Raw genomic sequence first — 25,443 nt, 5'->3', positions numbered from 1 at the left:
CCCCGGCACGAGCGGGACCGTCAGCGTGGGCGCCCGCCCGTGCCCGCGCATGCGGCTCAGGCGGAGGCGGACAGGTCCTTCGTCTTGCCGCTGAGGCTCGCTGCGAAGGCGAGGAGGGACGGCGCCCGGCCGACGGCGGCGGCAAGCGGTGCGCTGAGGCCGGGACGGGAGGCGAGCGCGGCGAACGCCCGAGCCGCCTGCATGCGCAGCGCGAACTGCCGGCGGAAGGCCCGGTCGTAGGCGGTCCCGGCCGCCTCCCGGTCGGCGCGAGAGGCAAAGTCCCGTCCCTGAAGGGCGGCGGCGAGCAGCCAGCCGGACTGAATCGCCATCGCGATCCCCTCGGCGATGATCGGGTGCGACTCGCCTGCAAGGTTGCCGACCCGGAAGATGTCGCCGGCGTAGCCCGGCCGCAGTCCCGGCCGGATCGGCCCCGCGGCGAGCCATGGGCCGTCCAGCGCAGCCGCGCCGAACGTCTCCCGCGCGCCCCTAACCGAACCTGTAAGGTGCCGGAACACGGCCGCCGACGCCGCCTCGCCGGCCCGACCGCGGATCGCGGCGAGCCGGTCCCGGCGGATGCACAGCGACACCGACAGGCGCCCCCGGTCCGCCGACACGGTGCCGCCGTAGCCGCCGGGAAACGAGAACGCGGCCATCAGGTCGGGGGGCAGTGCTCCACCGGTGAAATGCGCCTTGAAAGCGAGGAGGTCCGCCGCCGTGTGAGGCCCGGCGGCCTGCGTCGGCAGCGGCCCGCGTTCCCATGAGCCGTGCGCTGCGACGATCACCGGGGCGGCGAGCGTTCGGCCGCCGTCCGCCTCGGCGAGCACGACACGATGACCCGCCGCGTCCGGCACCAGGGCCACGGCCCGCGCCGGCTGCAGGATGTCCGCCCCGGCGGCGCGCGCGGCGTCGACGAGCAGCAGGTCGAGAACGTCGCGGCCGAGGGCCCGGCCGTAGCCGCTCGGCCCGGCCGGCATCGGCGCGACGACGATCCGTTCAGCAGCGAAGAGCGCGACGCGGCGGACTTCGGGGCCCGTCCGCTCCCGCCATGCGTCGGCCACCCCGATCCGCTCCAGCACCGGCAACGTCGTCGCCGAGAGGAACTCGCCGCACACCTTGCGGCGCGGAAACGCGGCCCGCTCGACCAACGCGACCCGGCGTCCGGCCCGGGCGAGCGCGACCGCCGCCGTCGCGCCCGCGGGCCCGCCGCCGATGACGATCGCATCGTGGGTCATGCCGCGTCCTCCGGCGGTCGCCCGGCCGGTCCCGCGGCCGTCCCGCGGGCGGCAAAGACATGCGTGAACGGGCCGACCGTCCGCTCTTCCAGCACCTGCCGCGACCGCGGCCACAGCGCGGTGAGCTCGCCCGCGCGAAAGCCGGCACGGACGCTCGCGGGGGCATCGTGCCGCGTCACGCGGTTGGCGCCGATCGCGCCGAGAGCCTGCGCCGCGACGAGGGTCAGCGGGCGCCGGCGCGGCTCGGCGGCGACGAACAGTCCCGCCGACGCGGCGACGTTCGCGAGCAGTGGGGCAAGTGCCGCGTCGCCGAAATGGTGGAGAAAGAGGTTGGCGACGACGATGTCGAACGGCCCGGACGTGAAGGCCTCCGGCCGGAGGACGTCCTCCCCTCGCGTCGCGGCGGACCAGCCGAGCGCGGTGAAGCCGGCGAGCGTGCGGGGCACGACGATGTCCTGCCGGTCGAGTAGGGTGACCGCGACGCCCGGCCAGGTGGAGGCCAGACGACGCGCGAGCGCGAGCATGATGCGCCCGTCGCCGCAGCCGATGTCGAGGATCCGGCGCGGCGGTGCCACCGCGTGCCGCCGCATCCGCCCGGCGAGGATGTGCGCGGCGAAGCTGATCGCGTTGATCCGCCGGATGTCGCCGCGCGATCTGATCGCGCCGGGATCGTCGGCGGGAAGCGTGTCGAGCAGCTCGGGCACCAGGCTGCGGGCGGCGAGCGAACGCATCAGGCCATCGCGAAGGTGAAGGTCTCGGCGGTGAGGCCCGGTCCGAAGGCCATCCCGCAGCCGAACTCCCCCGGCCGCGCGGAGGCCAGCATCGCCGCGAGGACGAACATCACCGTCGCGGAGGACATGTTGCCGTTGTCGCGCAGCACCGTGCGGGATGGGGCGAGCGCATCCGGCGGCAGCGCGAGCGTGTGCTCGACGGCGTCCAGCACCGAGCGGCCGCCGGGGTGGACCGCCCAGAGATCGACGTCCGGCACCTCGCGCCCTCCGAGCATCCGGTCCGCGTGGCGGGCGAGGATCGCCTGGATCGTCGCCGGGACGCGTCCGGAGAGGACCATGTCGAACCCGTCGTCGCGCACCTTCCAGCTCATGAGCTCGCGCGCGTCCGATGCGAGCAGCGCGGTGAAGCTCTCGAGCCGCAGGCCCGCAGCCTCGCCGGTGACGAGGGCGGCCGAGCAGCCGTCGCCCCAGAGGGCGAAGGTCAGCAGCCGTTCGAGATCGACCGTCTCCTTGAAGTGCAGCGTGCAGAGCTCGAGATTGACGATCAGGACCTTCGCCGATGGCGTCGAGCGGACGATGTGATGGGCGACCTTCAGCGCGCTGATCGCGGCGTAGCAGCCCATGAAGCCGATGAGCGTGCGTTCCACGTCGTCAGGCAGACCGGCGCGCGCGACGATCTCGAGGTCGAGCCCCGGCGCCGACATGCCGGTGCAGGTGGCGACGACGAGATGGGTGATCGAGGCGCGTTCCGCTGCGCTGAGATCGAGCCGGTCGATCGCCGTCATCGCGAGGTCGGGCGCGTGCGCGTCGAAGAGGTCCATCCGCACCGCGGTGCCGGGGAAGTTGCCGCGCACGAAGAGGCCGCCGGCGTCGAGCCGGTCGCCTTCGGGGTCGTTGGAGGGCATCAGAGCGCAGTAGCGCCGCTCGATCCCGGCCTTGTCCGCCATCTTGCGGAAGAGCGCGCGGTGGCGCGGCATCTCCGTGAGCTGCGACGCGGCGAAGCGGAGGAAGAAGTCGTGCACCTCGTAGCGCGGGACGGCGGTCGCGATGCGGTTGATATGAGCCGGCATGGCGATCACCCGATCCTGATCTCTACCGCAGGATGCATCACCGGGTAATTTCAGGCGAATCAATTGATCGGGAGGGTCCCGGGCGGCCGCTCGGCCACGGCACGGAACGCTGCGCCGACGGCCCCCGCGACCGGTCGCGAGGCGGGTCATGACGCCCGGCCCGGTCCCCGGCCGACGGACGATGAAAGGGCTTTGCGGCGGCGCGCAGTTGTCCGATAGTCGGGAAGCTACGATCCGCGATCGTCGGGAGCGACCGGGAGAATCGCAGCGCCCCGAAGGGCGCCAGAACCGCCGGCTCGTCCGCTCCGACCCTCGCCGCCCACGACCTTTTGCCGTTGTCGCAGGCGAGCCTGCCCCCATTGTCGGCAATTGCATACTGTCTGCCGGGGTCCTACTATCTGCTGACATTCCGGGCGTTCCGTCGTCCGGTTCAGTCTGTGAGCGATGTACTTCGAGGGTCCCTTCCGGTGAAATCAGCCCCCGCGCCCGACGAAACCGTCTATGCCTCGCGCGCCGAGTACGTGCACGAGACACTTCGGGCGGAGATGCGCTCGGGCCAGCTGAAGCCGGGCTCGCGTGTGCGCGAGGCGGAGCTGGCGGAGCGCCTCAAGGTGAGCCGCACGCCGATCCGCGAGGCGATCCGCAGGCTCGTCGAGAACGGCCTCCTCGAGTACAACAACCTCGGCGGCCTGTCGGTGGCGCGGCTCGACCGCGCGCAGGTGTCGGAGCTCTACGCGCTGCGCGCCATCCTGGAGGGCGCGGCCGCCTCGCTCGCCGCCCGCCACGCGACCCGCGAGGACGTGGAGCGGATCGCCGACCTCGCCGAGGCGTGCGCCCGGGCCGACACCCCGGCCGCCGCAGCGCACTACAACAACCTCTTCCACGAAGGCATCCACTCGTGCTGCCGCAACCGGTACCTGGAAACGCTGCAGATGCGGTTCTCGGACTGGCTGTCGCTGCTGCCCGGGACGACCTTCTCCACGCCCGGCCGCATCGAGCAGGCCCACAAGGAACACTCGGAGATCGTGGAGGCGATCCGCTCCGGCGATGCGGAGGCGGCTCATCGCGCCGCGCATGACCACATCATCGAATCCTACCGGATCCGCCTCAAGATGATGTTCCCCGACCTGCCGCCGAAGTCCGCCTGAACGACCTTTCGCGGACGCGCGAAGGAACGCGAGTCCGGGCGCCGGCGTGCCTTGAGGACACTTGCATACATTGGCGCACCGCGCTTTGAGTAGACCGCGCGCCGGATCGGGCGCGTGACACTCGAAGGAGGGCGGACGATGGCCGAAGGCGACAGGTTGATCGGAGTGGATGCGCTGACCCGCGTGGTGGCGGACATCCTCGCCGCGTACGCCATGCCGGCCGATGACGCGCGCTTCTGCGCCGAATGCCTGATCGAGGCGGACCTGCGGGGCGTCTCTTCCCACGGCATCGCGCGGCTCCCGACCTATGCGCGGCGCCTGCGCGAAGGCGTCCTGAACCCGGCGCCTCGGCTCGCCGTCACCGAGCGCATGCCGGTCGCCGCGCACGTCGATGGCGACAACGGGATCGGCTACGTCGTGGGTCGGCGCGCGATGGACCTCGCCATCGAGAAGGCGCAGATGTTCGGCGTGGGGCTGGCGGCGGCGTCGCGGTCGAACCACTACGGCATGTCCTCCCTCTACGTGCACCGGGCGCTTCAGGCCGGCCTCGCCTCGTTCGTCTTCACCAACGCCGCGCCGACGATGCCGGTCTGGGGCGGCCGCGACCCCGTCCTCGGCACCAACCCGCTGGCGATGGGCGCGCCCGGACCGACGCCGTTCGTCCTCGACATGGCGACCTCTGTGGCCGCGAAGGGCAAGGTGCGCCGCGCGCTCGCAAGGGGCGAGACGATCCCGGAGGGCTGGGCGCTCGACGGCGAGGGGCGGCCGACGACGGACCCCGCCGAAGCGCTGAAGGGTGTCGTCCTTCCGATGGCCGGTCCGAAAGGCTCCGGCATCGCGGTGATGATCGACGTGTTCGCCGGGGTGATGTCCGGCGCGGCGTTCGGCGACCTCGTCGTCAACCAGAACGACGACTTCACCCGCGGGCAGGACGTCGGCCACTTCTTCATGGCCATGCGCCCCGACCTCTTCGTCGCGCGCGACGCGTACGATGCGCGGGCCGGTCAGTACCGCGACCGCATCAAGGGCGGCCGGAAGGCCGCCGGGTTCGAGGAGATCCTGCTGCCGGGCGAGCCGGAGTCCCGGCGCGCCGAACGCTGCCGCCGCGAGGGTCTCCCCCTCTCGGCCAACGAGATCGCGTCCATCGAGGCGGAAGCCGGCAAGGCGGGCGTCGCCGGGATCGGGTGAACGGTATCGCCGGCCGCGACGGCCGGCGCCGGTCCGTCTAGGCCGCCGGGTCGACGATGACGCCGTCCCGGCGCAGCGCGGCGATGGCGGGGGCGTCGTAGCCGAGATCGGCGAGGATGGCGTCCGTGTCGGCGCCGAGAGCCGGCGGGTCGGAACGGATCGTCAGGTCGGCGCCCTCGATGCGCACCGGCAGGCGCGGCAGCTTCGTCTTCGTCCCGTTGGGCATCGTCGTCGGCAGGAGGCCGCCGGTCGCTTCCAGGTGCGGATCGTCGAAGAGGTCGGCCGGCTCGGCGATGGGCGCGAACGGGATGCGCGCCGTCTCGCACAGCGCGATGGCCTCGGCGGTGTCGAGCCCGGCGAAGATCTCCGCCACCAGCGGCATCAGGCGCGGCCGCGCCGCGACGCGCTGGTTGTTCGTCGCGAGCTCCGCGTCGGCGGCGAGGTCCGCCCGCCCCACGGTCTCGCAGAAGCGGCGCCAGTGCGCGTCGGTGGTGATGCCGACGAACAGCTGCTCCCCGTCGCCGAGGATGAACAGGTCGTAGACCGCCCACGAGGAGCGGCGGGCCGGCATAGGCGGCACCGGCTCGTCGATCTGCGAAGCGTAGGCGAGGTGCTGTCCGACGAGGAAGACACACGACTCGAAGAGAGCCGAGGAGACGCCGCTCGCCTCCCCCGTCTCCTCGCGGCGCCGCAGCGCCGCGAGGATGCCGATCACGGCGAACATGCCCCCCGTGACGTCGACCACCGAGGCGCCCGCGCGGAGCGGCTGCCCCGGCGGGCCGGTCATGTAGGCGAGCCCGGCCATCATCTGCACCACCTCGTCGAGCGCGAGGCGCTTGTCGTAGGGCCCGGCCAGGAAGCCCTTGAGGCTGGCGTAGATGAGGCGGGGGTTGATCGCGGCGACCGTCTCCTGCGAGAGGCCGAGCCGGTCCATCGTGCCGGGAGCGAAGTTCTCCACCAGCACGTCGGCGCTCTTGACCAGCGCGTGGGCGATCGCCTGCCCCTCGACCGACTTGAGGTCGACCGCGATCGACCGCTTGTTGCGGTTGAAGAAGCCGAAATAGCCCGTTCCGAACCCCTTGAGGGTCCGGGTCGGGTCACCCTTCGGCGCCGGCTCGATCTTGATGACGTCCGCGCCGAGGTCGGCGAGGATGAGACCGGCCGTCGGCCCCATCACCGTGTGTCCGAAGTCGAGGACGCGAATCCCGCTCAGCGGCAGTCCCGCGCCGTTTTCGTGTGCCAAAACTCAGTCCCGGAAAGAGGGGTCGATCCGGTCGAGTTTGCGCAGAAGGGCCGGCCATTCAAGTACGCCGAAGGGACGGCGCACCTCGGGACGGTAGAGGTGGTTGGTCTTCTCGATGATGTCGGCCGGGGGCGTGCCGATCTCGGTGTTCGCCGCCATCGCCATCACCTGGACCTTGCAGGCGAGCTCGGCACGGTAGATGTTCGAGAAGGCCTGCGCGATCGACGGTCCGACGACGAGCAGCCCGTGGTTGCGCAGCACCAGAAGGTCCGCGTCGCCGAGGTCGGCGACGATGGACTCCTGCTCGGCGAGGTCCACCGCGACCGACTGGTAGTCGTGGTAGCCGATCTTGGCGAAGCGGAGCGCCGTCTGCGTCAGCGGCAGCAGCCCGCACTTCATCGTGGAGACGGCCATGCCGGCGGGCGTGTGCGTGTGGATGACGCAGTGCGCGTCGTCCCGGGCGCGGTGGATCGCGCTGTGGATCACGAATCCGGCGCGGTTCGGCTCGTAGTCGAAATCCGGCTTCTGCACCACGTTGCCTTCGAGGTCGATCTTGATGAGGCTCGACGCCGTGATCTCCTCGTACAGGTAGCCGTAGGGATTGATGAGGAAGGTCCCGTCCTCGCCCGGCACGCGCACCGAAATGTGGTTCGCGATCATCTCGTCCATGCCCCAGAGCGCGACGAGGCGGTAGGCCGCCGCGAGGTTCACGCGCGCCTCCCACTCCGCCTCGCTGACGCGGTCCTTCATGGAGGGAATGTCGGTGGTGTAGTTCTTCGTCTTGAGGACCGCCATCGGGTCGTCGGCGACGATGCTGCGCTCGTGCTTGGTCATCAGGGTCGTCCTCCGCTTCCGGACGCGTTCGGCCGCGCCCCTTCGTTCTCCGGCCGGCGCTCCGCGGGAGCGCCCCGGCCCATGGGCGGAATGTGAAACATTGCCCGGGAACTTTCCATGCACTAATTCGGTCGAAACGGTAACTGGTGGTTTCCGATGGACCTTCGCGACCTGGCGTTCTTCGAAGCCGTGGCCGACAGCGCGTCCTATGAGGAGGCCGCGCTGCACGTCGGGCGCACCAAGCCCGCACTGACCAAGGCGGTGCGGCGGCTGGAGGACGAGATCGGCGCCCGCCTGTTCGACCGCGAGGGTCGGGGCAAGCGGCTGAGCCCGGTCGGGCTGGTGCTGCTCGACAAGGCGCGGCACCTGCGGCGGGAGGCGGAGGCCGCCACGCGGGAGGTCGGCGAGGTCGCGCGCGGGGAGCACGGCACCCTGCGCGTCGGCTCGGGCACCACCGTGGTGGAGCATGTGCTGCCGCACGCGTGCCGGGTCCTCGCCGAGCAGGCGCCGCAGGTGAATATCGCCCTCACCGTGGGGATGAGCGACATCCTGCAGGACCATCTGCGCAAGGGCGAGTGCGACCTCGTCATCGCGCCGGCCGACGCCGCCGCGCAGACCGAGTTCGCCGCCCGCACCGTCTATCGCGACGAGATGGTGGTCGCCGCCGGCCCGTCCCATCCGCTGGCCGGGCGGACGGTAGCGCTCGCCGACCTCGCCGGTCAGGAGTGGGTCCTGCCGTCCCGCTCGATGGGAACGCGCGCCTGGCTCGACCGGGTGTTCACCTCGAGCGGTCTGCCGGCGCCCCATGCGAAGGTCGAGACCAGCTCCATCTCCGCCCTCCCCGCCCTCGTCGTCGAGATGGGGCTGCTCACGTTCGCGGGCCGCGGCTCGCTCGGCATCCTGACCGAGATCGCGTTGCCCGAGACGACGCTCTCGCGCAGCTTCATGCTGCTGACGCGGCGCGGGACCGCCCTTCCCCCGTCGGCCGCCCGGTTCGCCGAGATCCTGACCGAGCTTACCGCCGACGCGCCTGCGGGGCACGCCTGACCGTCGGTCGTCGGGCGGACGGACGGCGCCCTACGGCGCCCCGGCGGGCGTGATGCGCAGGCGCATCGAATACTCGAAGCGGCCGGCCGGGTAGGTGTTGACGGACACCTCCAGCGTCTCCCCGTCGGTGGTGATGTAGTGCCGCACGATGCGCAGCACCGGCGACCCCTCCGCGACATTCAGCAGGGCCGCGTCGTCCGGGGACGCCGCCTCGGCGCGCATGGTCTGGCGGATCTCGCCGATCGCGATGCCGTAGGTCTGGCACACCGCCTGGTAGATGGGCGTCGTGAGGGGAGGCCCGCCGAGGCCGATGGACGACCGCACCGCGCCGTAGCGGCCGGCAACGTAGGCGCGGGTGTGGCAGAAGGTGCCCTGCTCGTCCCGGGGCACCGCGCGCGTCCCGGAGAACAGCAGCCACCGCTGTCCGACGACGCCGCCGATGGTGGCCACGAGTTCCTTGTCCGCCACCACGTCCTCGATGACCTGCAGCGTCAGCTCGGTCTCGGCGGCGTACTGCATCACCCGGTCCACCGACTGGGCTGACATGATGTAGGTCGACTTGGCGTGGCGCTGGACGACGCGCGTCCCGATCCCCTGCGTGCGGGAGACGAGGCCGAGCACGGTCAGCCGGCGCAACGCCTCGCGCACGGTCGACCGGCTGACGCCGAACAGCGCGCACAGCTCGGCCTCGGTCGGCAGCATCCCTCCGACTTCGTAGCGGCCGTCGGCGATGTCCGCGGCCAGCGCCTGCGCGATCCGCAGATAGCGCGGCGACTGGCCCGATCCGCCGAGCGGGTCCGTCAACAGTTCCATTCTCGCCCCTTCGGCCGGCCCGCCATCGTCCAACGCTTTGGCGATGACAGCCGCGATGTCAAATGGCGGCGCCCGCCGGCCGGGGCGCGCGTCAGCCGACGCGGCAGACGAAGGGTTCGCCTCGCCGGAGGCGGCCGATGTTGTCCAGCGCCCGCTCGCACTGCCGCCGCAGGCCGATCGGCGAGCGCCCGGCCATATGCGGCGTGACGACGAGGTTCGGCGCATCCAGCAGCGCCGCCGGGATGTCCGGTTCCTCCTCCAGCACGTCGACGCCGGCGGCGTGGATGCGCCCTTCCTTCAGCGCCGTCGCCAGAGCCTGCGAGTCGACGACGGAGCCGCGGCCGACGTTCACCAGCACACCGTTCGGCCCCAGCGCGTCGAGGACCGTCGCGTCGATCAGGTGACGCGTCGCCGGCCCCCCGGGGATCGCCGCCACCAGGAAGTCGCTTTCCGCCGCAAGGGCCATGAGGTCGGGGACGTGGCGGTAGGGCACGCCCGGCTTCTCGGTGCGCGTGGTGTAGCTGACGGTGGCATTGAAGGCGGACGCCCGCGTCGCGATCGCCGCGCCGATGGCGCCGAGCCCCAGCATGCCGACGCGCGAGCCGTTGAGGGTCGGCCGGTACCGCTTGCGGGCCTCGTTCCAGTGCCCGGCGCGGGCCGCCGCCATCACCTCCGGCAGGCCGCGCGCGGCAGCCATCATCAGCATGATGGTGTGGTCGGCGACGGTTTCCCCGTTGGTCGCCGGCGCATTGGTGACGGCGATGCCGCGGGCGGCGGCGGCCTCGAGGTCGATATTCTCGAAGCCGACGCTGAAGCTGGCGATGAGCTTCAGGTTCGGCAGCAGGTCCATCTGCGCGGCGGTGAAGCCGACGATGCCGCTCGACACCACCACTTCGACCGCCTCGCGCTCCGCCGCGGGCATGAACGCGGCATCGAACTCGCCGAGGCGGTTGCGCAGGTCCGTGGCCTCACAGCCCTCGGCCAGGAATGCGAAGGCGGCGTCCACCAGAGGGGGGAACACCAGGGCGCGCACGGGGACCTTCGCCTCGGGGCTGCCGAGCATGGACATTCCGTCTCCAGTTCTGTTGAGGGTCGTCGTCCGGAGGGACTTCGGTTCTTGCGGGGTCTGTCTGGCGGGGCGGGCAGCTGGGCCTGGCGCGCGGCCTGTCACGGCGCGTGGCTGGACATTGCCGCCCCAATTTGTATGATTGATAGTAACAACCGGACAAATGGGCAAGCCACCGCCCGACGCTTCGGAAGGATCCCGCCTTGGACTGCTTCATCCCGCCGCGGGCGCTCCGCCCCGGACGCCGCCACCCCTCGCCGCCCGCGACGTCCAGCGCGGCGTGCGCGCCGTCGGGCGCCGCGTGAGGACTCCCGGTCCCAATGTCGTCGGCGCGCTGTGGATGCTGGGCAGCGCCCTCGTCCTCACCGTCCAGGGTTCGATCGTGAAGCACCTCGGGCACGATCTGCCCGTCGTGATGATCCTCTTCCTGCGCATGGCGATGATCATGTCCATCGCCCTGCCGCTGGCGACGTGGCGTGTCGGTTTCTCCGGGCTCCGCACCCGGCGGCTGGGCGCGCACGTCGGCCGCGCCGTGTTCGGCCTCGGGATGATGGCCTCCGCATTCTACGCCGTGACCGTGCTGCCCCTCGCGGACGCGACCGCCCTCTCCTTCACCCGGCCGATCTGGTCGATGGTGACCTCGTACGTCGCGTTCGGAGAGGTCATCGGCTGGCTCGGCGGGATCGCCACGATGACCGGCTTCGGCGGCGTTCTCATCATCGTGCAGCCGCAGACGGGCATCCACCACGGAATGATCATCGCGCTCGCGGGCGCGGCGTCGTCGAGCCTCGCGCTGGTCTATATCAAGAGCCTGACGCGGACCGAGCCGGTGGCGCGCATCCTCCTCTATTTCTCCGCCTTCTGCACCGCGATCCTGTTCGTGCCGGCGGTCCTGTGGTGGCAGACGCCGACCATGGAGCAACTCTCCTGGCTCGCGGCGATGGCCGTGTTCGGCTCGCTGGGGCAGATGATGTCCTCCCTCGCGGTGAAGTACGGGGAGATGACGGTGGTGACGCCGATCGACTTCATCCGCGTGCCCGCCGCCGCGTTCGTCGGCTACATGGTCTTCGGCGAGCAGCCGACATGGTGGACCTTCCTCGGCACGGCGATCATCCTTGCGGCGACGGTGACGATCCTGCAGCTTCGCCGCCACCGCACCATCGCCGCGCCGCCGGTGGACGCTGCGAGCGCGACGAGCGTCGCCAAGACCTCCGAGCCGGTGCCGGGAGCTTACCGATGAAGATCGCCGTCCTCGACGACTGGCTCGGCACCGCGAAGGATCTCGCGCCATGGGGGACGCTTGAGGCCGAGGTGTCATTCGTGCGCGAGCATGTGGCCGAGGAACGCCTCGCCGGGCTGCTCGCCCCCTTCGACGCGGTGTGCCTGACCCGCGAGCGCACCCCCCTGACCCGGCGCACCATCGAGGCGCTGCCCAACCTCTCGCTCATCGTCACCGCGGGACGGCGCAACGCGAAGATCGACATCGCCGCCGCAACCGAACGCGGGATCACCGTGTGCGGCACCGACAGCCACGGCGGCGGCACCGTCGAGCTGACGTGGGCGCTCATCCTGGGACTGACGCAGCGCGTGCCGCAGAACGACGCGGCGATGAAGGCCGGCCGCTGGCAGACCGGGATGGGGACGCTGCTGGAGGGCAAGCGGCTCGGCATCGTCGGGCTCGGCCGGCTCGGGCGCCGCGTGGCCGCGATCGCGCCGGCGTTCGGAATGGACGTCGTCGCGTGGAGCCAGAACCTGACCGAAGAGTCGGCCGCCGAACACGGCACGCGGCGCGTCTCCAAGGAGGAGCTGTTCGCCACCGCCGACGTTGTGAGCCTTCATCTCAACCTGTCGGAGCGCACGCGCGGCATCGTCGACCGCGCCGCCATCGCGGCGATGAAGCCGACCGCCTACTTCGTCAACGCCGCGCGTGCCGGCCTCGTCGACACCGCCGCCCTCGCGGAGGCACTCGGCGCGGGGCGCATCGCAGGCGCGGCGATCGACGTCTACGACGTGGAGCCGCTGCCGGCGGACGACCCGCTGCGCCGAGTGCCCAACCTCGTCCTGACGCCGCACGTGGGCTACGTCTCGGCCGAGAACATGGGGCTGTTCTTCCGCCAGATGGTCGAGGATATCGCCGCGTTCCAATCCGGATACCCGATCCGCGTCATGACCGAGGACGCGCCGGCGCTCGGCTAGGCCGCGCTCGAGGCCCGGCGCGGCACGCGGCCCGAGCGGCGCGCGCAGGCGCCGCGGGTGGTGGCCGCCGCGCGTCAGGCGTAGACGGCCGCGCCGCATGCGCCGAGCGCTTCGATCTCGGCCTCGCCGAAACCCGCCTCCGCCAGCGCCGCGCGGCCCCCCTCGCCGACCCGGGGCGGATGCGCCAGCGCGGCGCTGCGGGCGGACGCGGCGGGCAACCCGGGCAGCCGCGTCGCCGGAAGCCGGCCCAGCCCTTCGATCTCCGCCCAGCCGATCGCCTCCATCTCGACCACCTGCGGGTCGTCCATCAGCTCGCGATAGTCGTGCACCTTGGCGTGGAGGATGTCCGCCTCGGAGAGCTTCTCCTTCCACCAGTCGGTGGGGTGCGCCGCCACGAACGGCGCGACGAGCGCGTTGAGGTCCGCGGCATGGGCGACGCGCTGCTGCTCGCTGGCGAAACGCGGGTCGGCGCGCCACTCCGGATGCCCGACGATGTCGCAGAGCCTGACGAAATGCGCGTCGCGCCTGGCGTTGAGGCTGAGGTAGCCGTCCGCCGTCGGGAACGTACCGACGGGTGCGCCGACAGGCTTCACCGCCGCGCCGTCGAAGACCTCGGCCACGATGCGCGCCTCCTGGAAGGCCATCGCGCATTCGAGGAGGCTGGTGCGGATGTGGACGCCCTCCCCCCGCACCGCCTTGCGGTAGAGCGCGGCGGAGACGGCCTGCGACAGGTAGAGCCCGGTGGACACGTCGATCGCCAGCATGTTGAGCCGCCGCGGCACACCCTCGGTGTCCCGGTTGATCGACATGAAGCCGGTATAGCCCTGCATCACCGTGTCCGTCGCCGGGAGGTCCCGGTTGGGGCCCGTCTCGCCGAAGCCGGTGACGGTGGCGTAGACCACGGACGGGTTCGCGGTGGCGACCGTCTCGTAGTCAAGCCCCAGGCGGCGGGTGACGCCGGGGCGATAGTTCTCGATGACGACGTCCGCGTCGGCGACGAGGCGGAAGGCCGCGTCGCGGCCCTCGGGCGCCTTGAGGTTCAGCGCCAGGCTGCGCTTGCCCCGATTGAGGACGATCGCCTCGGCCGAATAGTCGCCCACGCGCCGGCCGAGCCCGCGGCTCCAGTCGCCGTAGCCGACCGGCTCGATCTTGGTGACGGAGGCGCCGTTCTGGGCGAGCATCATCCCGCAGTAGGGCGCGGCGACACCCTGCGCGAGCTCGACGACCTTGACACCCTCGAACGCCGGTGGCGCCAGCGCAGCCGGGCTCACTTGCGGCTCCCCCGCTCGAGGAAGGCGCGGACGGCGTCGCGGTGCTCGTCGGTGGCGTAGCAGATCGACTGCGCCTCCGAGCCGAGGGCGAAGATCTGCTCGGCCGGCAGGTCGAGGGCGCGGTTGAGGATCGACTTGGCGAGCGACATGGCGATCATCGAGCCTTCGGTGAGCTCGCTCGCCCAGGAACGCGCCGCCGCCAGCAGGTCGCCCTCGGCCGCCCGGTCGGCGAGTCCGATGGCGAGCGCCTCCTCCGCGTCGACGGTGCGGGCCGAGTAGATCAGCTCCTTGGCGCGCGGCAGCCCGACACGGCGGGGGAGGAAGTAGAGCCCGCCGCCGTCCGGGATCAGGCCGCGCTTGCGATAGGCCATGGCGAAACTCGCACCCGGCCCGACCATCACGAAGTCGCAGGCGAGCGCGAGGTCGCAGCCGAGCCCGGACGCCGGTCCGTTGACCGCCGCGATGGTCGGCTTGTCGATCGTGTTCATGGTTTGGATGGCGCGGTGGGTCGACTTCTGCCGCTTCCAGCCGTTGATCCCGACGCGGCCCACCGGCGCCTCGAGCCGCGCCTTCATGCCGGCGATGTCGCCGCCCGCGCAGAACGCGCTGCCGGCCCCCGTCAGCACCACCGCGCGCACCTCGTCGTCCGCGTTCACCTGCTCCAGCGTGTCGATGAGGATGATGCGCGTCGCGTCGTCGATGGCGTTGCGCTTCTCCGGCCGGTTGAGGGTGATGGTGGCAATTCCGTCGGACACCGACAGGAGGATGGCACCCCTGGCGTCATGCATGGTTCAGTCCTGATCCGTTGACGAAAGCCGCCCCCCGGGGACCGGGAGGCGAGGCGTCGATGCCGACGCGGGCGGTTACTGCGCCCAGGGGGTCTTGTCCCAGATCTTCTGCATCTCGTCCTGGGTCTCCTGCATCAGCGCCGCGTAGTCGTCGGGCTCCAGGAAGTTCAGCGGGAGGTCCTGCTTCTGCGCCGCGTCGATGAACTCGGCGTCGTCCATCATCTGCGCGACGGCGGCGACGAGCGCGGCCTTCGCGTCCTCCGGAATGCCTTTCGGCGCGGCGAGGCCGCGGTCGGAGCCGGCGACGACCTTGTAACCGAGCTCGGTGAAGGTCGGCACGTCGGGAAGCTGGTCCCAGCGGTCCTTGCGCATGGTGGCGAGCGCGCGCAGGTCGCCTTCCTTCACGTACGGCGCGGCCTCACCGATGCCCATCACCGAGGCGGCCACGTGCCCGCCGAGGAGCGCGGTGCGGCTCGGCGCGGCGCCCGGGAACGGAACGTGCGTCACCTGAAGGTCCGCCGCGTTGAGGAAGCGCAGGAAGGAGGTGTGCGTCGCCCCGCCGAGGGAGGAGTTGCCGACCGGCATCGCGCCCGGGTTCGCCTTCACGTAATCGACGAAGTCCTGCAGCGTCTTGAACTGGCTGTCCTTGCGCACGACGAGCGTGGTCGCGTCGGAGACGATGTTGGCGACGGGCTCGAACGAGTCGATGGTGTAGTCGGGGTCGCGCTGGATGATCGGGTTGATGAACGACGGGATGTTCAGCATCCCGATCGTGTACCCGTCCGGCTTGGCGTTCGCGATCGCGGTGAAGCCGAGCTCGCCACCGGCCCCGGGCTTGTTCTCCACCGTCACCGAGACGTCGTTGCCGAGGTACTTCTCGAGGAAGGGGGCGACGGTGCGGGCCATGACGTCGGTGCCGCCGCCGGCCGAGTAGCCGACGATCACCGTGATGTCCCGGTTGGGATAGTCCTGCGCGTGCGCGGCTCCCGCGATGAGGAGGGAGGCTGCGATCGCAGCGGTCGTCTTCAATGCAAATGCCATTGGCGTTTTCTCCGATCTGAGCCTCTGCGACTCGGCGCCGGGTTGCCCGGTTCTCGCGAGCCGCAGGTGAATGAACACGGTCTGGTCCGTGACCCGCGACGTGAAACTAGACGCGGCGCACTCCCGAATACAATAGCATACATCAAGATACATATGCCCGGCCCGAGAGACGCCTTTGACTTCAGAGACTTGAATGGACGCGACCGCATGCATCCGCACACACAGCCGGGGCGCACACAGACGCCGGCGCACGGTCGTGTTTCAAGGCACGGGTCTCCACTTGTAGACTACGGTATACAACGGTACAGTAGTTGACGCGACCGTGAAGCGAGATCGGCGAACAAGCCGGCGAGTCGGGAGGGACCGCGCAAGTGCCAGCCAGTGTGCTGCGAAACGATCGTGGGCGCCGCACCCCGGGTGCCGCCCGGGGAACGCCGGCGGCCCGGAGCCGGACGCGGCGTGCCGCGCACGGCATCGGGCGTGCCATGCGAGGCATGGGGCGAGTGCCCCGTCCCGTGATGCGCGCCCGGTGGACGGGCGCGCGGGCGCGCGGTGCGCCGTTACTGGCCCCAGGGCGTGCGTTCCCAGACCACTTCCATCTTCTCGAGCGTGTCGGCGATGTGCGCGGCCTGCGCATCCGGGTCCATGTAGTGGAGCGGCAGGAGCTGCTTGCGCGCCTCCTCCTGGAATTCCGGGTCGGCGACAGCCTTCTTCACCGCCTCGGCGAGCTGGGCGGCAACGTCGTCCGGGATGCCGGCCGGCGCGGCCATGCCCCGGTCCGAGCCGGCGACGATGTCGTAGCCCAGCTCCTTGAAGGTCGGCACGTCCGGCACCTCGTCCCAGCGCTCGGCCGCCATGGTGCCGAGGATGCGCAACGTGCCTTCCTTGTGGTACTCGCCCGCCTCGCCGAGCCCCATGATGGAGGCCGCGACGTGACCGCCGAGGAGCGCGGTGCGGCTCGGCGCCGAACCCGGGAACGGCACGTGGGTGACCTCGAGGTCCTCCATGCCGAGGAAGCGCAGCAGCGCCGTGTGCGTCGCCCCGCCGACAGCCGAGTTGCCGACCGGCAGCTTGCCGGGGTTCTCGCGGACGTAGGTCACGAAGTCCTCGAGCGTCTCGAATTCGGAATCGGCGCGCACGACGATCGAGCCGGGATCGGACACCACATTGCCGAGCATCGTGAAGCTCGACAGGTCGTAGTTGGGGTCCCGCTGGATCAGCGGCGTGACGACCGCCGGCACGTTCAGCATGCCGATGCTGTAGCCGTCGTTGCCGGCCACCGCGATCGCGGTGAAGCCGATCTCTCCCCCGGCGCCCGGCTTGTTCTCGACGGCGATGGACCCATCCCCGGGAAGGTACTTCTCCAGGTAGGGGATCATCGTGCGGGCCATGACGTCCGTGCCGCCGCCCGGCGAGTAGGCGATGTACATCGTCACGTTGCGCTCGGGGTATTCGTCCGCCTGCGCACCGGCGGCCAGGCTCGTCAGCGCGGCGACAGCGCCCGCCCACGCCAAGGATTTGCGAAACTGCATCCCGGGCTCCTCCATGTTTTCTTGAATGTCCGCGACCGGCGCCGCAAGACGCGATCGCATGCGCATCGTGCACTATCGTATTTATCAAGTAAATACTTCGGATATAGAAATGCAATATTTGACAATCGATACGACATCTGCAGAACAGCGCCGCATACATCACGGCCCCATCGATCGGTAAAGCTAGCATGACCTACATCAAAGACAGGATCGCTGCGGGTATCCTGCTGATCGTTGCCGTGAGCGTTTTCGTGATCTCGGGACAACTGCCGTTCAAGTCGATGATCTTCCCGCGGATGATCGTCGTGGTGATGGGGCTGTGCGCGGTGCTGATGTTCCTGCGCACGGTCTCGTTCTCGGCGGGCAAGGCCCCCGCGGCGGCGTCCGATCCCAAGCTGAAGGAGCCGTTCTTCCGCAACGGTTTGAACTTCCTCATCACCTTCGCCGCGCTCATCGTCTACACGGTCGCCATCGGCTATCTCGGCTACTTCGTGTCGACGGTGATCCTCATCATCGCGCTCTCCCTCGCGCTCGGCTTCCGCGACATCAAGATGCTCGGCGCCTCGACGGTCGCCTTCGTCGCGCTGGTCTACGTCGTTTTCATCCTCACCTTCGAGCGTCCCCTGCCGCACGGCATGTTCTACTGACGCCTGGGCGAGAAATCCGGAGTTCCCCCTTGTTCGACCAGCTCCTCCACGCCCTGCCCGTCGTGTTCCATCCCGCGAACTTCGCAGCGATGGTCGGCGGCACGGCGCTCGGCATCGCCATCGGCGCACTACCGGGCCTCTCGGCGACGATGGGCATCGCCGTGCTCATCCCCCTCACCTTCGGGCTCGACCCGCTCGTGGGCCTCGGCATGATGGCGGGCATCTACAACGGCGCCATGTACGGCGGGGCGATCCCCGCGGTGCTGCTGCGCATCCCCGGCACACCGGCCTCGATCGTCACCACCTTCGACGGCTACCCGATGGCACAGCGAGGTGAGGCGGGACGGGCGCTGCAGATCGCCGTCGTCTCGTCCGCGATCGGCGGCATGGTGAGCGCGATCGTCCTCATGACCCTGGCGCCGCCCCTCGCGCGCGTCACCCTCGCGTTCGGACCGGCGGAATATTTCTGGGTCGGTGTCTTCGGCCTCTCGGCGATCGCCGTCTTCGTCGGCAAGAACCCCATCAAGGGGATCATTTCCGGCTGTATCGGCCTCCTCATCGGCTGCGTCGGGATCGACACCATCACCGGGGCGCAGCGCTTCACCTTCGGCAACGTGAACCTCTTCGACGGGTTCAACATCGTCGTGCTGCTGACGGGCCTCTACGCGGTGCCGCCGGCGCTCGCGATGGCCGAAGAGGCGGTGAAGACCGGCATCAGCCGCGCCAAGCTGAAGGTGAAGTCCGAGCACGGCATGTTCGACGACTGGCGGCGGCTGTGGAAGGTCTGGGCGCGCTCATCCTTCATCGGCGTGCTGGTGGGCCTGCTGCCGGGCGCCGGCGGCAACATCGCCGCGTTCCTATCCTACAACGAGACCAAGCGCGCCTCGCCCGATCCCGACGCCTTCGGCCATGGCGCGCCGGAGGGGGTCGCCGCCGGCGAGTGCGGCAACAACGCCGACAACTCCGCCGCGCTGGTCCCGGCGCTGACGCTCGGCGTGCCGGGCAGCGCGGTGGCGGCCGTCATCCTGGGCGGACTCCTGATCCACGGCCTGCGGCCCGGCCCCGCCCTCTTCCGCGACCATCCGGACATCGTCTACGGGTTCATGATCCAGATGTTCTTCACCTCGCTCCTCCTGATCCTGATCGGCGGGGTGATCGGCACGCGCGTCTTCATCCACGTGCTGCGCCTGCCGCGGGTGCTGCTGGTGCCGCTGATCGCGGGGCTCACGGCGGTCGGCGTCTACTCGATCAACAACTCGATGTTCGACCTCTACATGATGCTCGGCTTCGGGCTGCTCGGGTACGCGATGGAACGGCTCGACTTCCCGCTCGCGCCGGCGGTGCTGGGCCTGATCCTGGGGCCGATGGCGGAGGAGAACATGCGCCTCGCTCTCCTCATCTCGCAGAACGACTGGCTCGTCTTCGTGACCCGGCCGATCTCGCTGGGGATCGCCGCCCTCACCGTGCTGGTCCTGGCGTTCCCGATCGTGCGCGACAGCATCGCCAAGCGCAGGACCGCCCACGCCGCCGCCTCGTAGGCGGCTGGGGGGATGGGGCCGGGCCTGCCCGCCCGGCCCCTGCCGCCGCGTTACGCGCTGGCGCGGCGCGCGGCGGGCGCGGTGGTGCCGGGAAGGTCGAGCGACTTGCGCTTCTCGAGCCCCCACAGCGCGGCGAGGAGCGACTTGGCATCGGCCGCGTCCAGCACCGATCCGGCGAGCTCGGTGAACTTGTCGGAGAGCTCCTCGTCCGAGAGCGGCATGTCCGGGTCGCCCTTGCGCGTCGGCTGCAGGAACTCGAACCGATCGCCGGCCCTGGTGGTGATGGCGACGCGGGCGGCGCGCTGGCCGGGGAAGCGCGAGTCGATCTCCTCGTCGAGGCGCAGGTCCACCAGCGGCAGCAGCGCGCGAACGGCCGGATCGGACATCCGCTCGGCCTCGAACGCGGCGAGGCGCACCGAGCCGTGCACCAGCGCGTGCGACACAACGTACTGGAGGCTGAACTTGCAGTCGACCGGCGTACGCGGATCGGGCCGGTCGCAGATGTCGACCGTCGGGCGATATCCGCCGACCTCGATGCGCGCGATCTGGTCCGGCGTCAGGCCATGCCGCTCCTTCAGCACCAGCGCCCCGTCGATCGCCGCGAACGTGTGGCCGCAGCAGCCGTGATTCTTGAAGGTCATGATCTCGATGTTGTAGTCGCGCCCGAGGCCGGCGGTGGCCTTCGACCAGTCCGCCTTGCCGCTCATCGCCGCGCCCATGCCGACCGGCCCGTCCAGGACGTCGAGCGCGCCGGTGACGCCCTTCGCCGCCGCCATCGCGCTGGTGACGCCCGCTTCCGCCGCGTGGCCGGCGTGGATCGGCTTGCTCATCGCGTCGGACCGGAAGGCCTGCTGCAGCCCGGCCGCCATCGTCGCGGCGGTGGCAAGGGCGTGGGCGGTCTGGTCCCCGTTGAGGCCGAGGATCAGGGACGACGCGGCCGAGGCGCCGAAGGTCGAGATGGTCGCCGTCGCGTGCCAGAACTTGTAGTGCTCGCGCGTCATCGCGAGGCCGATGCGCGTCGACACCTCGAACCCGGCGATCACGCCGCGCAGGAAGGTCTCGCCGTCGCAGCCCGTCGCCTGCGCGCACGCGAGCGCGGCGGCGATCGTCGCGCAGCCCGGATGGACGGCGGAGTCGCGGTGGATGTCGTCGAACTCGGCGGTGTGCGCCGCGCTGCCGTTCAGGAAGGCGGCGGTGCGCGTCAGCGCCAGCTCGCCCGCAGGGAACACCACCGAGCGGCCGTGCCCGAGCTCTTCGGCGAGCGCCTCGCGCAGCATCGGACCTGGATTGATCACGGTGCCCGGGTACATCGCCGCGAACCAATCGATCACCGCCCGTTTGGCGTGGTGCATCGTCTTGTCGGACAGCGTCGCGGTACGCTCCCCGGCGACGTAATGTCCGATCTCGGTCAAGAGCATGGCCGTTTCCCTTTGTCTGGATGCCTTGCGGCGTGTGCGGTCTGCCGATTGGCGTACGCGGGCGTGTTGCTCCGCCCTGGGGCGAGTCTTGCCGAACACTCGCAGTGTATGCAATTGAACGCCAGATCAAATGTCCGGTCAATCGTACAAATAAAGGCGCAACCAATGCGCTTCGGGAGGATCCCCATGAGCCTCACCCTCGCCGTCCTCAAAGGTGACGGCATCGGTCCCGAAATCAGCGAGGCGACACTTTCGGTGCTGGCCGCGGCCAGCGACCGCTTCGGTCTCGGCCTGAGCTTCGAGGACGTGCCGGTCGGCCTCGCCGCGCTCGCGGCCGCCGGCTCCACCTACCCGGCCGAGACCGCGGCGCGGGTGGAGGCGGCGGAAGGGATCATCCTCGCCCCGCTCGACACCTACCAATACCCCGAGGGCCAGCCGAACCCGTCCGCGCAGGTGCGGCGCACGCTGGACCTCTACGCCAACATCCGCCCCAGCGTGTCGCGCCTGCCGGGCGTCGGCCGGCGCCTCGACCTCGTGATCTACCGCGAGAACACCGAGGGCTTTTACTCCGACCGCTCGATGTTCGCCGGCAGCGGCGAGTTCATGCCGACCGCCGATCTCGCCCTCTCGGTGCGCAAGATCACGCGGCAGGCGTCCGAGCGGATCGCGCGTGCCGCGTTCGAGGCCGCCGCCCGGCGCCGCGGCCTCGTCACCGCCGTCCACAAGGCGAACGTCCTGCGCCAGAGCGACGGGCTCTTCCTGGATGCGGTCCGGACCGTCGCCGGAGAGTTTCCCGACGTGCGGCTCGAGGAGGTGATCGTCGACGCGATGGCCGCGCTGCTGGTGCGCGACGCCGCCCGTTTCGACGTCGTCGTCACCACCAACATGTACGGCGACATCCTGTCCGACGAGGCGGGCGAGCTCGCCGGCGGGCTCGGCCTCGCCCCGGCACTCAACGCCGGCGACGACCATGCCGTCGCGCAGGCGGTGCACGGATCCGCGCCGGACATCGCGGGGCGCGGCATTGCCAACCCGGTCGCGCTCATCCTCTCGGCCGCGCTCCTCCTGCAGCGGCTCGGCGCCCGCCGGGGCGAGCCGCGCCTCGCTGAGGCCGCCGACGCGATCGACCGCGCCGTGACCGCCGCCCTCGCCGACCCTGCCAACCACACCCCCGACCTTGGCGGCAGGAGCACGACGTCGGCGTTCGCGGCCGCCGTCGCGGCGGAACTCGCAGGCTGAGGAGAGACGCCATGGACCTGCTCTACACCGACGAACAGCTCATGTTCCGCGACACGCTCACCCGGTTCGCCGAGACCGAGCTGGCGCCCGACCGCGTCGCCCGCGCCAACGCCGACGGGTTCGACGCGGCGACCAAGGCGAAGCTGGTCGAGATGGGCCTGATGGGCATCATGATGCCGGAGGAGGACGGCGGTCAGGGCGGCTCGCTCATGGACGCCGTCATCGCCATCCGCGCCGTCGCGCTCTCCTGCCCGCGCAGCGCCGACGTGGTGCAGGCCGGCAACTTCGGCGCAATCCGCACCTTCTCCGAGTTCGCCACGCCTGCACAGAAGGAACGCTGGCTGCCCGGGCTCCTGTCCGGCGAGACGCTGATGTCGGTCGGCATGTCCGAGCCCGAGGCGGGTTCGGCCGTCACCGAGCTGACCACGACCGCGACGCCGGACGGCGACGGCTACCGCCTGAACGGCACGAAGGTGTTCGGCACCCACTCCGGCACGGCGGATCTCATCCTGTGCTACTGCCGGTTCGGTCCCGGCGTCTCCGGCATCGGCTCGGTCATGCTGGAGCGCGGCACGGACGGGTTCACCGCCGGTCCGCCGATCCGCTACATGAACGGCGAGAGCTGGAGCCAGCTCTACTTCGACAACGTCTACGTCCCGCCGGAGAACGTCCTCCTCGGCCCCGGCGGCTTCAAGAAGCAGATCTCCGGCTTCAACGTGGAGCGGCTCGGCAACTCCTCCCGCGCCGTGTCGGTCGGACGCCTCGCCTTCAACGTCGCGCGCGAGCATGCTCTGGAGCGGCGCCAGTTCGGCCGCCCGCTGGCAGAGTTCCAGGGCATCCAGTGGAAGTTCGCCGAAATGGCGGTGAAGCTCGACGCGGCGGAGCTGCTGCTCGAGCGCGCCGTCGTCAACGCCGGCGACGGCCTGCCGTCGGGCTACGATACGGCAATGGCCAAGCTCGCCTGCAACGAGGCGGGCCACTTCGCGGCCGACCAGGCGCTGCAGGTGATGGGCGCTCTCGGCTTTGGCGAGGACCACATCGTCCAGTACTGCCTGCGCCGCACGCGGGGCTGGATGATCGCCGGAGGCACCACCGAGATCCTGAAGAACCGCGTCGCCGAGGAGGTCTTCGGACGCCGCTTCTCGCAGCGGCCGCCGAAGGCCAGGGCCGGCGCATGAGCCGCCCGGTCCTCGACGCGGCAGCGGTGAAGGCGCTGATCGCGCCGGACAGCGTTGCCATCATCGGCGCGTCCGACAATGTCGGGCGGCTGACGGCGCGGCCGCAGGCCTTCCTCGCGCGCCACGGTTATCGCGGCCGCGTCTACCCGGTGAACCCCCGCCGCGAGACGGTGCAGGGGGCGAAGGCCTGGCCCTCCGTGGGCGCGCTGCCCGAGCCGCCGGAGCACGCCTACATCCTCCTGGAGACGGACCTCGCGATCGAGGCGGTGGCCGAGTGCGCGGCCGCCGGGGTGAAGGTCGCGACCGTGCTGGCGGACGGCTTCGCCGAGTCCGGCGGCGAGGGTGTCGCGCGTCAGGCGCGGCTGGTCGCGGCCGCGTGCGACGGCGGGATCGCCCTGGTCGGGCCCAACTCCACCGGCGTCGTCGGCACCCGCACCGGCTTCTCCGCCACCACCAACGCCGCCTTCGCGCTCGACACGCTGCCGACCGGGCGGACGGCGGTGCTGTCCCAGTCGGGATCGGTGATCGGCGCGATCCTGTCGCGCGGGGCCGCGGCGGGGCGCGGCTTCGGCGCCTTCGTCTCGGTCGGCAACGAGGCGGCGCTGGGTGTCGGCGAACTGGGCGAGGCGCTGGTGGACCTCGACGAGTTCGACTCCTTCGCGCTCTTTCTGGAGACCCTGCGCCGGCCGGACCGCGTCGCCGCCTTCGCCCGCCGCGCGCGCGCCCTCGGCAAGCCCGTGACGGCGTTCCTCGTCGGCCGCTCGGAGGCGGGACGCGCGCTCGCCCAGTCCCACACCGGGGCGATGATCGGCGGCGCGCGGGCGCTCTCGAGCTTCCTGGAGCACCATGGCGTCACCATCGCCGATACGTTCGAGGGCATGGTCGAGATGGCGGGCGCGCTGTCCCTGCGCCGCCGCGTCGCCGGCCGCCCGAAGCGCGCCACGGTGCTCACCACCACCGGCGGCGGCGGTGGCATGGTCTACGACGGCATCGCGCTCAAGGGGAGCGCGTTGACCGGACTGCCGAAGGCGGCCGACGCCGCGCTGAAGGCGCAGGGGCTTTCGATCAAGCCCGGTCCCATCGTCGACGTCACCTTCGCCGGTGCGCGGTACGACACGATGCGCGCCGTCGTCACCGCCCTCGCCGAGGACCCCGAGACCGGCCTCGTGGTCGCCGCCATCGGCTCCTCGGCACAGTTCAACCCCGAGCTGACGGTGCGGCCCATCGTCGATGCGGTCGCCGAGCTCGGTGACGGGGCCGCCCCGGTGATCGCCATGCCGGTGCCGCACGCGCCGGAAAGCCTCGCCCTCTTCAACGCCGGCGGCATCCCCGCCTTCCGGACGGTGGAGAGCTGCGCGCAGGCCGTGTCGGCACTGCTGGCCGAGCCGGAGCCGCTGCCCCCCGCCGCCGCCCCCCTGCCCGCAGCGGTCACGGCACGCCTCGACACGCTCGCGGAGGGGCTCGCCGACGAGGTCTCCTCTTCGGCGGTCCTCGGCGCGCTGGGGATCGCGGTTCCGGCCTCCGTCGTGATCGGCCCCGACGGCGACGTGCCGGCCCTCGGTTTCGCCGGGCCGTACGTCCTCAAGGCGGTCTCGGCCGTCCTGCCGCACAAGTCGGAGGCCGGGGCCGTCCGGCTCGGCCTGAAGGACCGCGCGGCCGTGGCCTCGGCGGTCGCCGAGATGCGCGCCGCCCTCACCTCGAACGTCCCCGGCGCCGTCGTCTCCGGCTTCGTCGTCGCCGCCATGGAGACGGGGCTCGGCGAGGCGATCGTCGGGCTGACGCGCGACCCGGTGACCGGTCCGATGATCTCCGTCGGCCTCGGCGGCGTGATGACGGAGATCTTTGCCGACCTCGCCATCAGCCCGGCCCCGGTCTCGCCGGAGGGAGCGCGGGCGATGATCGCCTCGGTGAAGAGCTTCGCGCTGCTGCGCGGCTACCGCGGCGCGCCCGAGGGCGACCTCGACGCGCTCGCGGACGTGGTCGTGCGGCTCTCGACCCTCGCGTCGGACGCACGGGTCGCCGAAGCGGAGATCAACCCCGTCCTCGTCAGGCCGCGCGGCGACGGCGTGGTCGCGCTCGACGCCGTCATCCGCCTCGAGTCCCCGCCGGTCTGACACCCCGCGAAGCCGGAAGGCTGCGCCAACGGACGCGAAAAGCGGTCGGCGGGACGGCTGCGACGTTGACCACGATTGTATGCAAGGGTATTTATTGGTGCCCAAGGAC

The 25,443-nt window shown here is 70.9% G+C and carries 22 protein-coding genes; 10 read left to right on the top strand and 12 right to left on the bottom strand.

The window, feature by feature from the left end:
- Positions 1–56 precede the first annotated feature (56 nt).
- Genes DLJ53_RS10985 through DLJ53_RS10975 form a run of 3 tightly spaced genes read right to left on the bottom strand, consistent with a single transcriptional unit; the run spans position 57 to position 3,033 of the window.
- Entirely contained in the window at positions 57–1,232 is a 1,176-nt protein-coding gene (locus DLJ53_RS10985; RefSeq protein ID WP_111345122.1) for an NAD(P)/FAD-dependent oxidoreductase, read from the bottom strand.
- Positions 1,229–1,963 carry a methyltransferase domain-containing protein gene (locus tag DLJ53_RS10980; RefSeq protein WP_111345121.1) on the bottom strand — a complete coding sequence of 245 codons (735 nt, stop codon included), beginning with the start codon at positions 1,961–1,963 and terminating at the stop codon, positions 1,229–1,231. The genes DLJ53_RS10985 and DLJ53_RS10980 overlap by 4 nt, the downstream gene beginning before the upstream one ends.
- Positions 1,963–3,033 carry a type III polyketide synthase gene (locus DLJ53_RS10975; protein ID WP_111346233.1) on the bottom strand — a complete coding sequence of 357 codons (1,071 nt, stop codon included), beginning with the start codon at positions 3,031–3,033 and terminating at the stop codon, positions 1,963–1,965. The genes DLJ53_RS10980 and DLJ53_RS10975 overlap by 1 nt, the downstream gene beginning before the upstream one ends.
- A gap of 467 nt (positions 3,034–3,500) precedes the next feature.
- Between DLJ53_RS10975 and DLJ53_RS10970 the strand changes: the two genes are divergently transcribed.
- Positions 3,501–4,181 carry a GntR family transcriptional regulator gene (locus tag DLJ53_RS10970; RefSeq protein ID WP_111345119.1) on the top strand — a complete coding sequence of 227 codons (681 nt, stop codon included), beginning with the start codon at positions 3,501–3,503 and terminating at the stop codon, positions 4,179–4,181.
- A gap of 114 nt (positions 4,182–4,295) precedes the next feature.
- Positions 4,296–5,369 (top strand): Ldh family oxidoreductase, encoded by a 1,074-nt coding sequence (locus DLJ53_RS10965; RefSeq protein WP_244935055.1) that lies wholly within the window; start codon positions 4,296–4,298, stop codon positions 5,367–5,369.
- Between the two features lie 37 nt (positions 5,370–5,406).
- Here the strand turns inward: DLJ53_RS10965 and DLJ53_RS10960 are convergent, their stop codons facing one another.
- Together DLJ53_RS10960 and DLJ53_RS10955 are read right to left on the bottom strand one after the other, a co-directional pair.
- The gene (locus DLJ53_RS10960) at positions 5,407–6,612 is read right to left on the bottom strand and encodes a CaiB/BaiF CoA transferase family protein (RefSeq protein WP_202913099.1); all 1,206 of its coding nucleotides are present in this window, start codon (positions 6,610–6,612) and stop codon (positions 5,407–5,409) included.
- Positions 6,613–6,615: 3 nt separating this feature from the next.
- Positions 6,616–7,446, bottom strand: coding sequence for a class II aldolase/adducin family protein (locus tag DLJ53_RS10955; protein WP_319005060.1), 831 nt, complete (start codon positions 7,444–7,446; stop codon positions 6,616–6,618).
- A 156-nt stretch (positions 7,447–7,602) separates the two neighbouring features.
- Here DLJ53_RS10955 and DLJ53_RS10950 point away from each other — a divergent pair, with 156 nt between their 5' ends.
- A complete protein-coding gene (locus tag DLJ53_RS10950) occupies positions 7,603–8,493 on the top strand; it encodes a LysR family transcriptional regulator (protein ID WP_111345116.1) in 891 nt (296 codons plus the stop codon).
- 30 nt (positions 8,494–8,523) lie between these two features.
- Here DLJ53_RS10950 and DLJ53_RS10945 read toward each other — a convergent pair whose 3' ends face one another.
- Both DLJ53_RS10945 and DLJ53_RS10940 read right to left on the bottom strand, forming a co-directional pair.
- Complete coding sequence (locus DLJ53_RS10945) at positions 8,524–9,306, bottom strand: GntR family transcriptional regulator (protein WP_162409118.1); 783 nt, start codon at positions 9,304–9,306, stop codon at positions 8,524–8,526.
- A 91-nt stretch (positions 9,307–9,397) separates the two neighbouring features.
- Positions 9,398–10,375 (bottom strand): 2-hydroxyacid dehydrogenase, encoded by a 978-nt coding sequence (locus tag DLJ53_RS10940; protein ID WP_111345112.1) that lies wholly within the window; start codon positions 10,373–10,375, stop codon positions 9,398–9,400.
- Between the two features lie 298 nt (positions 10,376–10,673).
- Between DLJ53_RS10940 and DLJ53_RS10935 the strand changes: the two genes are divergently transcribed.
- A complete protein-coding gene (locus DLJ53_RS10935) occupies positions 10,674–11,612 on the top strand; it encodes a DMT family transporter (protein ID WP_162409116.1) in 939 nt (312 codons plus the stop codon).
- On the top strand, positions 11,609–12,568 hold the full coding sequence (locus tag DLJ53_RS10930) for a D-2-hydroxyacid dehydrogenase family protein (RefSeq protein ID WP_111345109.1): 960 nt from the start codon (positions 11,609–11,611) through the stop codon (positions 12,566–12,568). Before DLJ53_RS10935 ends, DLJ53_RS10930 begins: the two co-directional genes overlap by 4 nt.
- A 74-nt stretch (positions 12,569–12,642) precedes the next feature.
- Here DLJ53_RS10930 and DLJ53_RS10925 read toward each other — a convergent pair whose 3' ends face one another.
- From DLJ53_RS10925 to DLJ53_RS10910, 4 genes are all read right to left on the bottom strand, one after another.
- Entirely contained in the window at positions 12,643–13,839 is a 1,197-nt protein-coding gene (locus tag DLJ53_RS10925; protein ID WP_162409114.1) for a CaiB/BaiF CoA transferase family protein, read from the bottom strand.
- A complete protein-coding gene (locus DLJ53_RS10920) occupies positions 13,836–14,627 on the bottom strand; it encodes an enoyl-CoA hydratase/isomerase family protein (protein WP_111345105.1) in 792 nt (263 codons plus the stop codon). Before DLJ53_RS10920 ends, DLJ53_RS10925 begins: the two co-directional genes overlap by 4 nt.
- A 75-nt stretch (positions 14,628–14,702) precedes the next feature.
- On the bottom strand, positions 14,703–15,668 hold the full coding sequence (locus tag DLJ53_RS10915) for a Bug family tripartite tricarboxylate transporter substrate binding protein (RefSeq protein WP_162409112.1): 966 nt from the start codon (positions 15,666–15,668) through the stop codon (positions 14,703–14,705).
- 560 nt (positions 15,669–16,228) lie between these two features.
- Positions 16,229–17,200: a Bug family tripartite tricarboxylate transporter substrate binding protein gene (locus DLJ53_RS10910; RefSeq protein ID WP_162409110.1), complete on the bottom strand. Its 972-nt coding sequence runs from the start codon at positions 17,198–17,200 to the stop codon at positions 16,229–16,231.
- Positions 17,201–17,388: 188 nt separating this feature from the next.
- Between DLJ53_RS10910 and DLJ53_RS10905 the strand changes: the two genes are divergently transcribed.
- Both DLJ53_RS10905 and DLJ53_RS10900 read left to right on the top strand, forming a co-directional pair.
- A complete protein-coding gene (locus DLJ53_RS10905; RefSeq protein WP_111345100.1) occupies positions 17,389–17,847 on the top strand; it encodes a tripartite tricarboxylate transporter TctB family protein in 459 nt (152 codons plus the stop codon).
- Positions 17,848–17,876: 29 nt separating this feature from the next.
- Positions 17,877–19,385, top strand: a complete 1,509-nt coding sequence (locus DLJ53_RS10900) for a tripartite tricarboxylate transporter permease (RefSeq protein ID WP_111345099.1) — start codon at positions 17,877–17,879, stop codon at positions 19,383–19,385.
- 50 nt (positions 19,386–19,435) lie between these two features.
- On the opposite strand, the gene DLJ53_RS10895 is transcribed toward DLJ53_RS10900, so the two are convergent.
- A complete protein-coding gene (locus DLJ53_RS10895) occupies positions 19,436–20,803 on the bottom strand; it encodes an MmgE/PrpD family protein (protein WP_111345097.1) in 1,368 nt (455 codons plus the stop codon).
- A gap of 186 nt (positions 20,804–20,989) precedes the next feature.
- On the opposite strand from DLJ53_RS10895, the gene DLJ53_RS10890 reads away from it, so the two are divergent.
- Genes DLJ53_RS10890 through DLJ53_RS10880 form a run of 3 tightly spaced genes read left to right on the top strand, consistent with a single transcriptional unit; the run spans position 20,990 to position 25,334 of the window.
- A complete protein-coding gene (locus DLJ53_RS10890; protein ID WP_111345095.1) occupies positions 20,990–22,042 on the top strand; it encodes an isocitrate/isopropylmalate dehydrogenase family protein in 1,053 nt (350 codons plus the stop codon).
- 11 nt (positions 22,043–22,053) lie between these two features.
- Entirely contained in the window at positions 22,054–23,220 is a 1,167-nt protein-coding gene (locus DLJ53_RS10885) for an acyl-CoA dehydrogenase family protein (RefSeq protein WP_111345094.1), read from the top strand.
- Entirely contained in the window at positions 23,217–25,334 is a 2,118-nt protein-coding gene (locus tag DLJ53_RS10880) for an acetate--CoA ligase family protein (protein WP_111345092.1), read from the top strand. Before DLJ53_RS10885 ends, DLJ53_RS10880 begins: the two co-directional genes overlap by 4 nt.
- The last annotated feature ends 109 nt before the right edge of the window (positions 25,335–25,443 follow it).

Source organism: Acuticoccus sediminis (assembly GCF_003258595.1).
Lineage (GTDB): Bacteria > Pseudomonadota > Alphaproteobacteria > Rhizobiales > Amorphaceae > Acuticoccus > Acuticoccus sediminis.
The sequence above is the reverse complement of the archived record's forward strand: the minus strand, read 5'-3'. Positions and strand labels throughout refer to the sequence as shown.

What these genes read in the sequence shown, in the direction of transcription:
- DLJ53_RS10985 (WP_111345122.1), bottom strand. Translation starts at nt 1,232, where the DNA reads ATGACCCACGATGCGATCGTCATCGGCGGCGGGCCCGCGGGCGCGACG.
- DLJ53_RS10980 (WP_111345121.1), bottom strand. Translation starts at nt 1,963, where the DNA reads ATGCGTTCGCTCGCCGCCCGCAGCCTGGTGCCCGAGCTGCTCGACACG.
- DLJ53_RS10975 (WP_111346233.1), bottom strand. Translation starts at nt 3,033, where the DNA reads ATGCCGGCTCATATCAACCGCATCGCGACCGCCGTCCCGCGCTACGAG.
- DLJ53_RS10955 (WP_319005060.1), bottom strand. Translation starts at nt 7,446, where the DNA reads ATGACCAAGCACGAGCGCAGCATCGTCGCCGACGACCCGATGGCGGTC.
- DLJ53_RS10950 (WP_111345116.1), top strand. Translation starts at nt 7,603, where the DNA reads ATGGACCTTCGCGACCTGGCGTTCTTCGAAGCCGTGGCCGACAGCGCG.
- DLJ53_RS10945 (WP_162409118.1), bottom strand. Translation starts at nt 9,306, where the DNA reads ATGGAACTGTTGACGGACCCGCTCGGCGGATCGGGCCAGTCGCCGCGC.
- DLJ53_RS10940 (WP_111345112.1), bottom strand. Translation starts at nt 10,375, where the DNA reads ATGTCCATGCTCGGCAGCCCCGAGGCGAAGGTCCCCGTGCGCGCCCTG.
- DLJ53_RS10930 (WP_111345109.1), top strand. Translation starts at nt 11,609, where the DNA reads ATGAAGATCGCCGTCCTCGACGACTGGCTCGGCACCGCGAAGGATCTC.
- DLJ53_RS10920 (WP_111345105.1), bottom strand. Translation starts at nt 14,627, where the DNA reads ATGCATGACGCCAGGGGTGCCATCCTCCTGTCGGTGTCCGACGGAATT.
- DLJ53_RS10915 (WP_162409112.1), bottom strand. Translation starts at nt 15,668, where the DNA reads ATGGCATTTGCATTGAAGACGACCGCTGCGATCGCAGCCTCCCTCCTC.
- DLJ53_RS10910 (WP_162409110.1), bottom strand. Translation starts at nt 17,200, where the DNA reads ATGCAGTTTCGCAAATCCTTGGCGTGGGCGGGCGCTGTCGCCGCGCTG.
- DLJ53_RS10905 (WP_111345100.1), top strand. Translation starts at nt 17,389, where the DNA reads ATGACCTACATCAAAGACAGGATCGCTGCGGGTATCCTGCTGATCGTT.
- DLJ53_RS10895 (WP_111345097.1), bottom strand. Translation starts at nt 20,803, where the DNA reads ATGCTCTTGACCGAGATCGGACATTACGTCGCCGGGGAGCGTACCGCG.
- DLJ53_RS10890 (WP_111345095.1), top strand. Translation starts at nt 20,990, where the DNA reads ATGAGCCTCACCCTCGCCGTCCTCAAAGGTGACGGCATCGGTCCCGAA.
- DLJ53_RS10885 (WP_111345094.1), top strand. Translation starts at nt 22,054, where the DNA reads ATGGACCTGCTCTACACCGACGAACAGCTCATGTTCCGCGACACGCTC.
- DLJ53_RS10880 (WP_111345092.1), top strand. Translation starts at nt 23,217, where the DNA reads ATGAGCCGCCCGGTCCTCGACGCGGCAGCGGTGAAGGCGCTGATCGCG.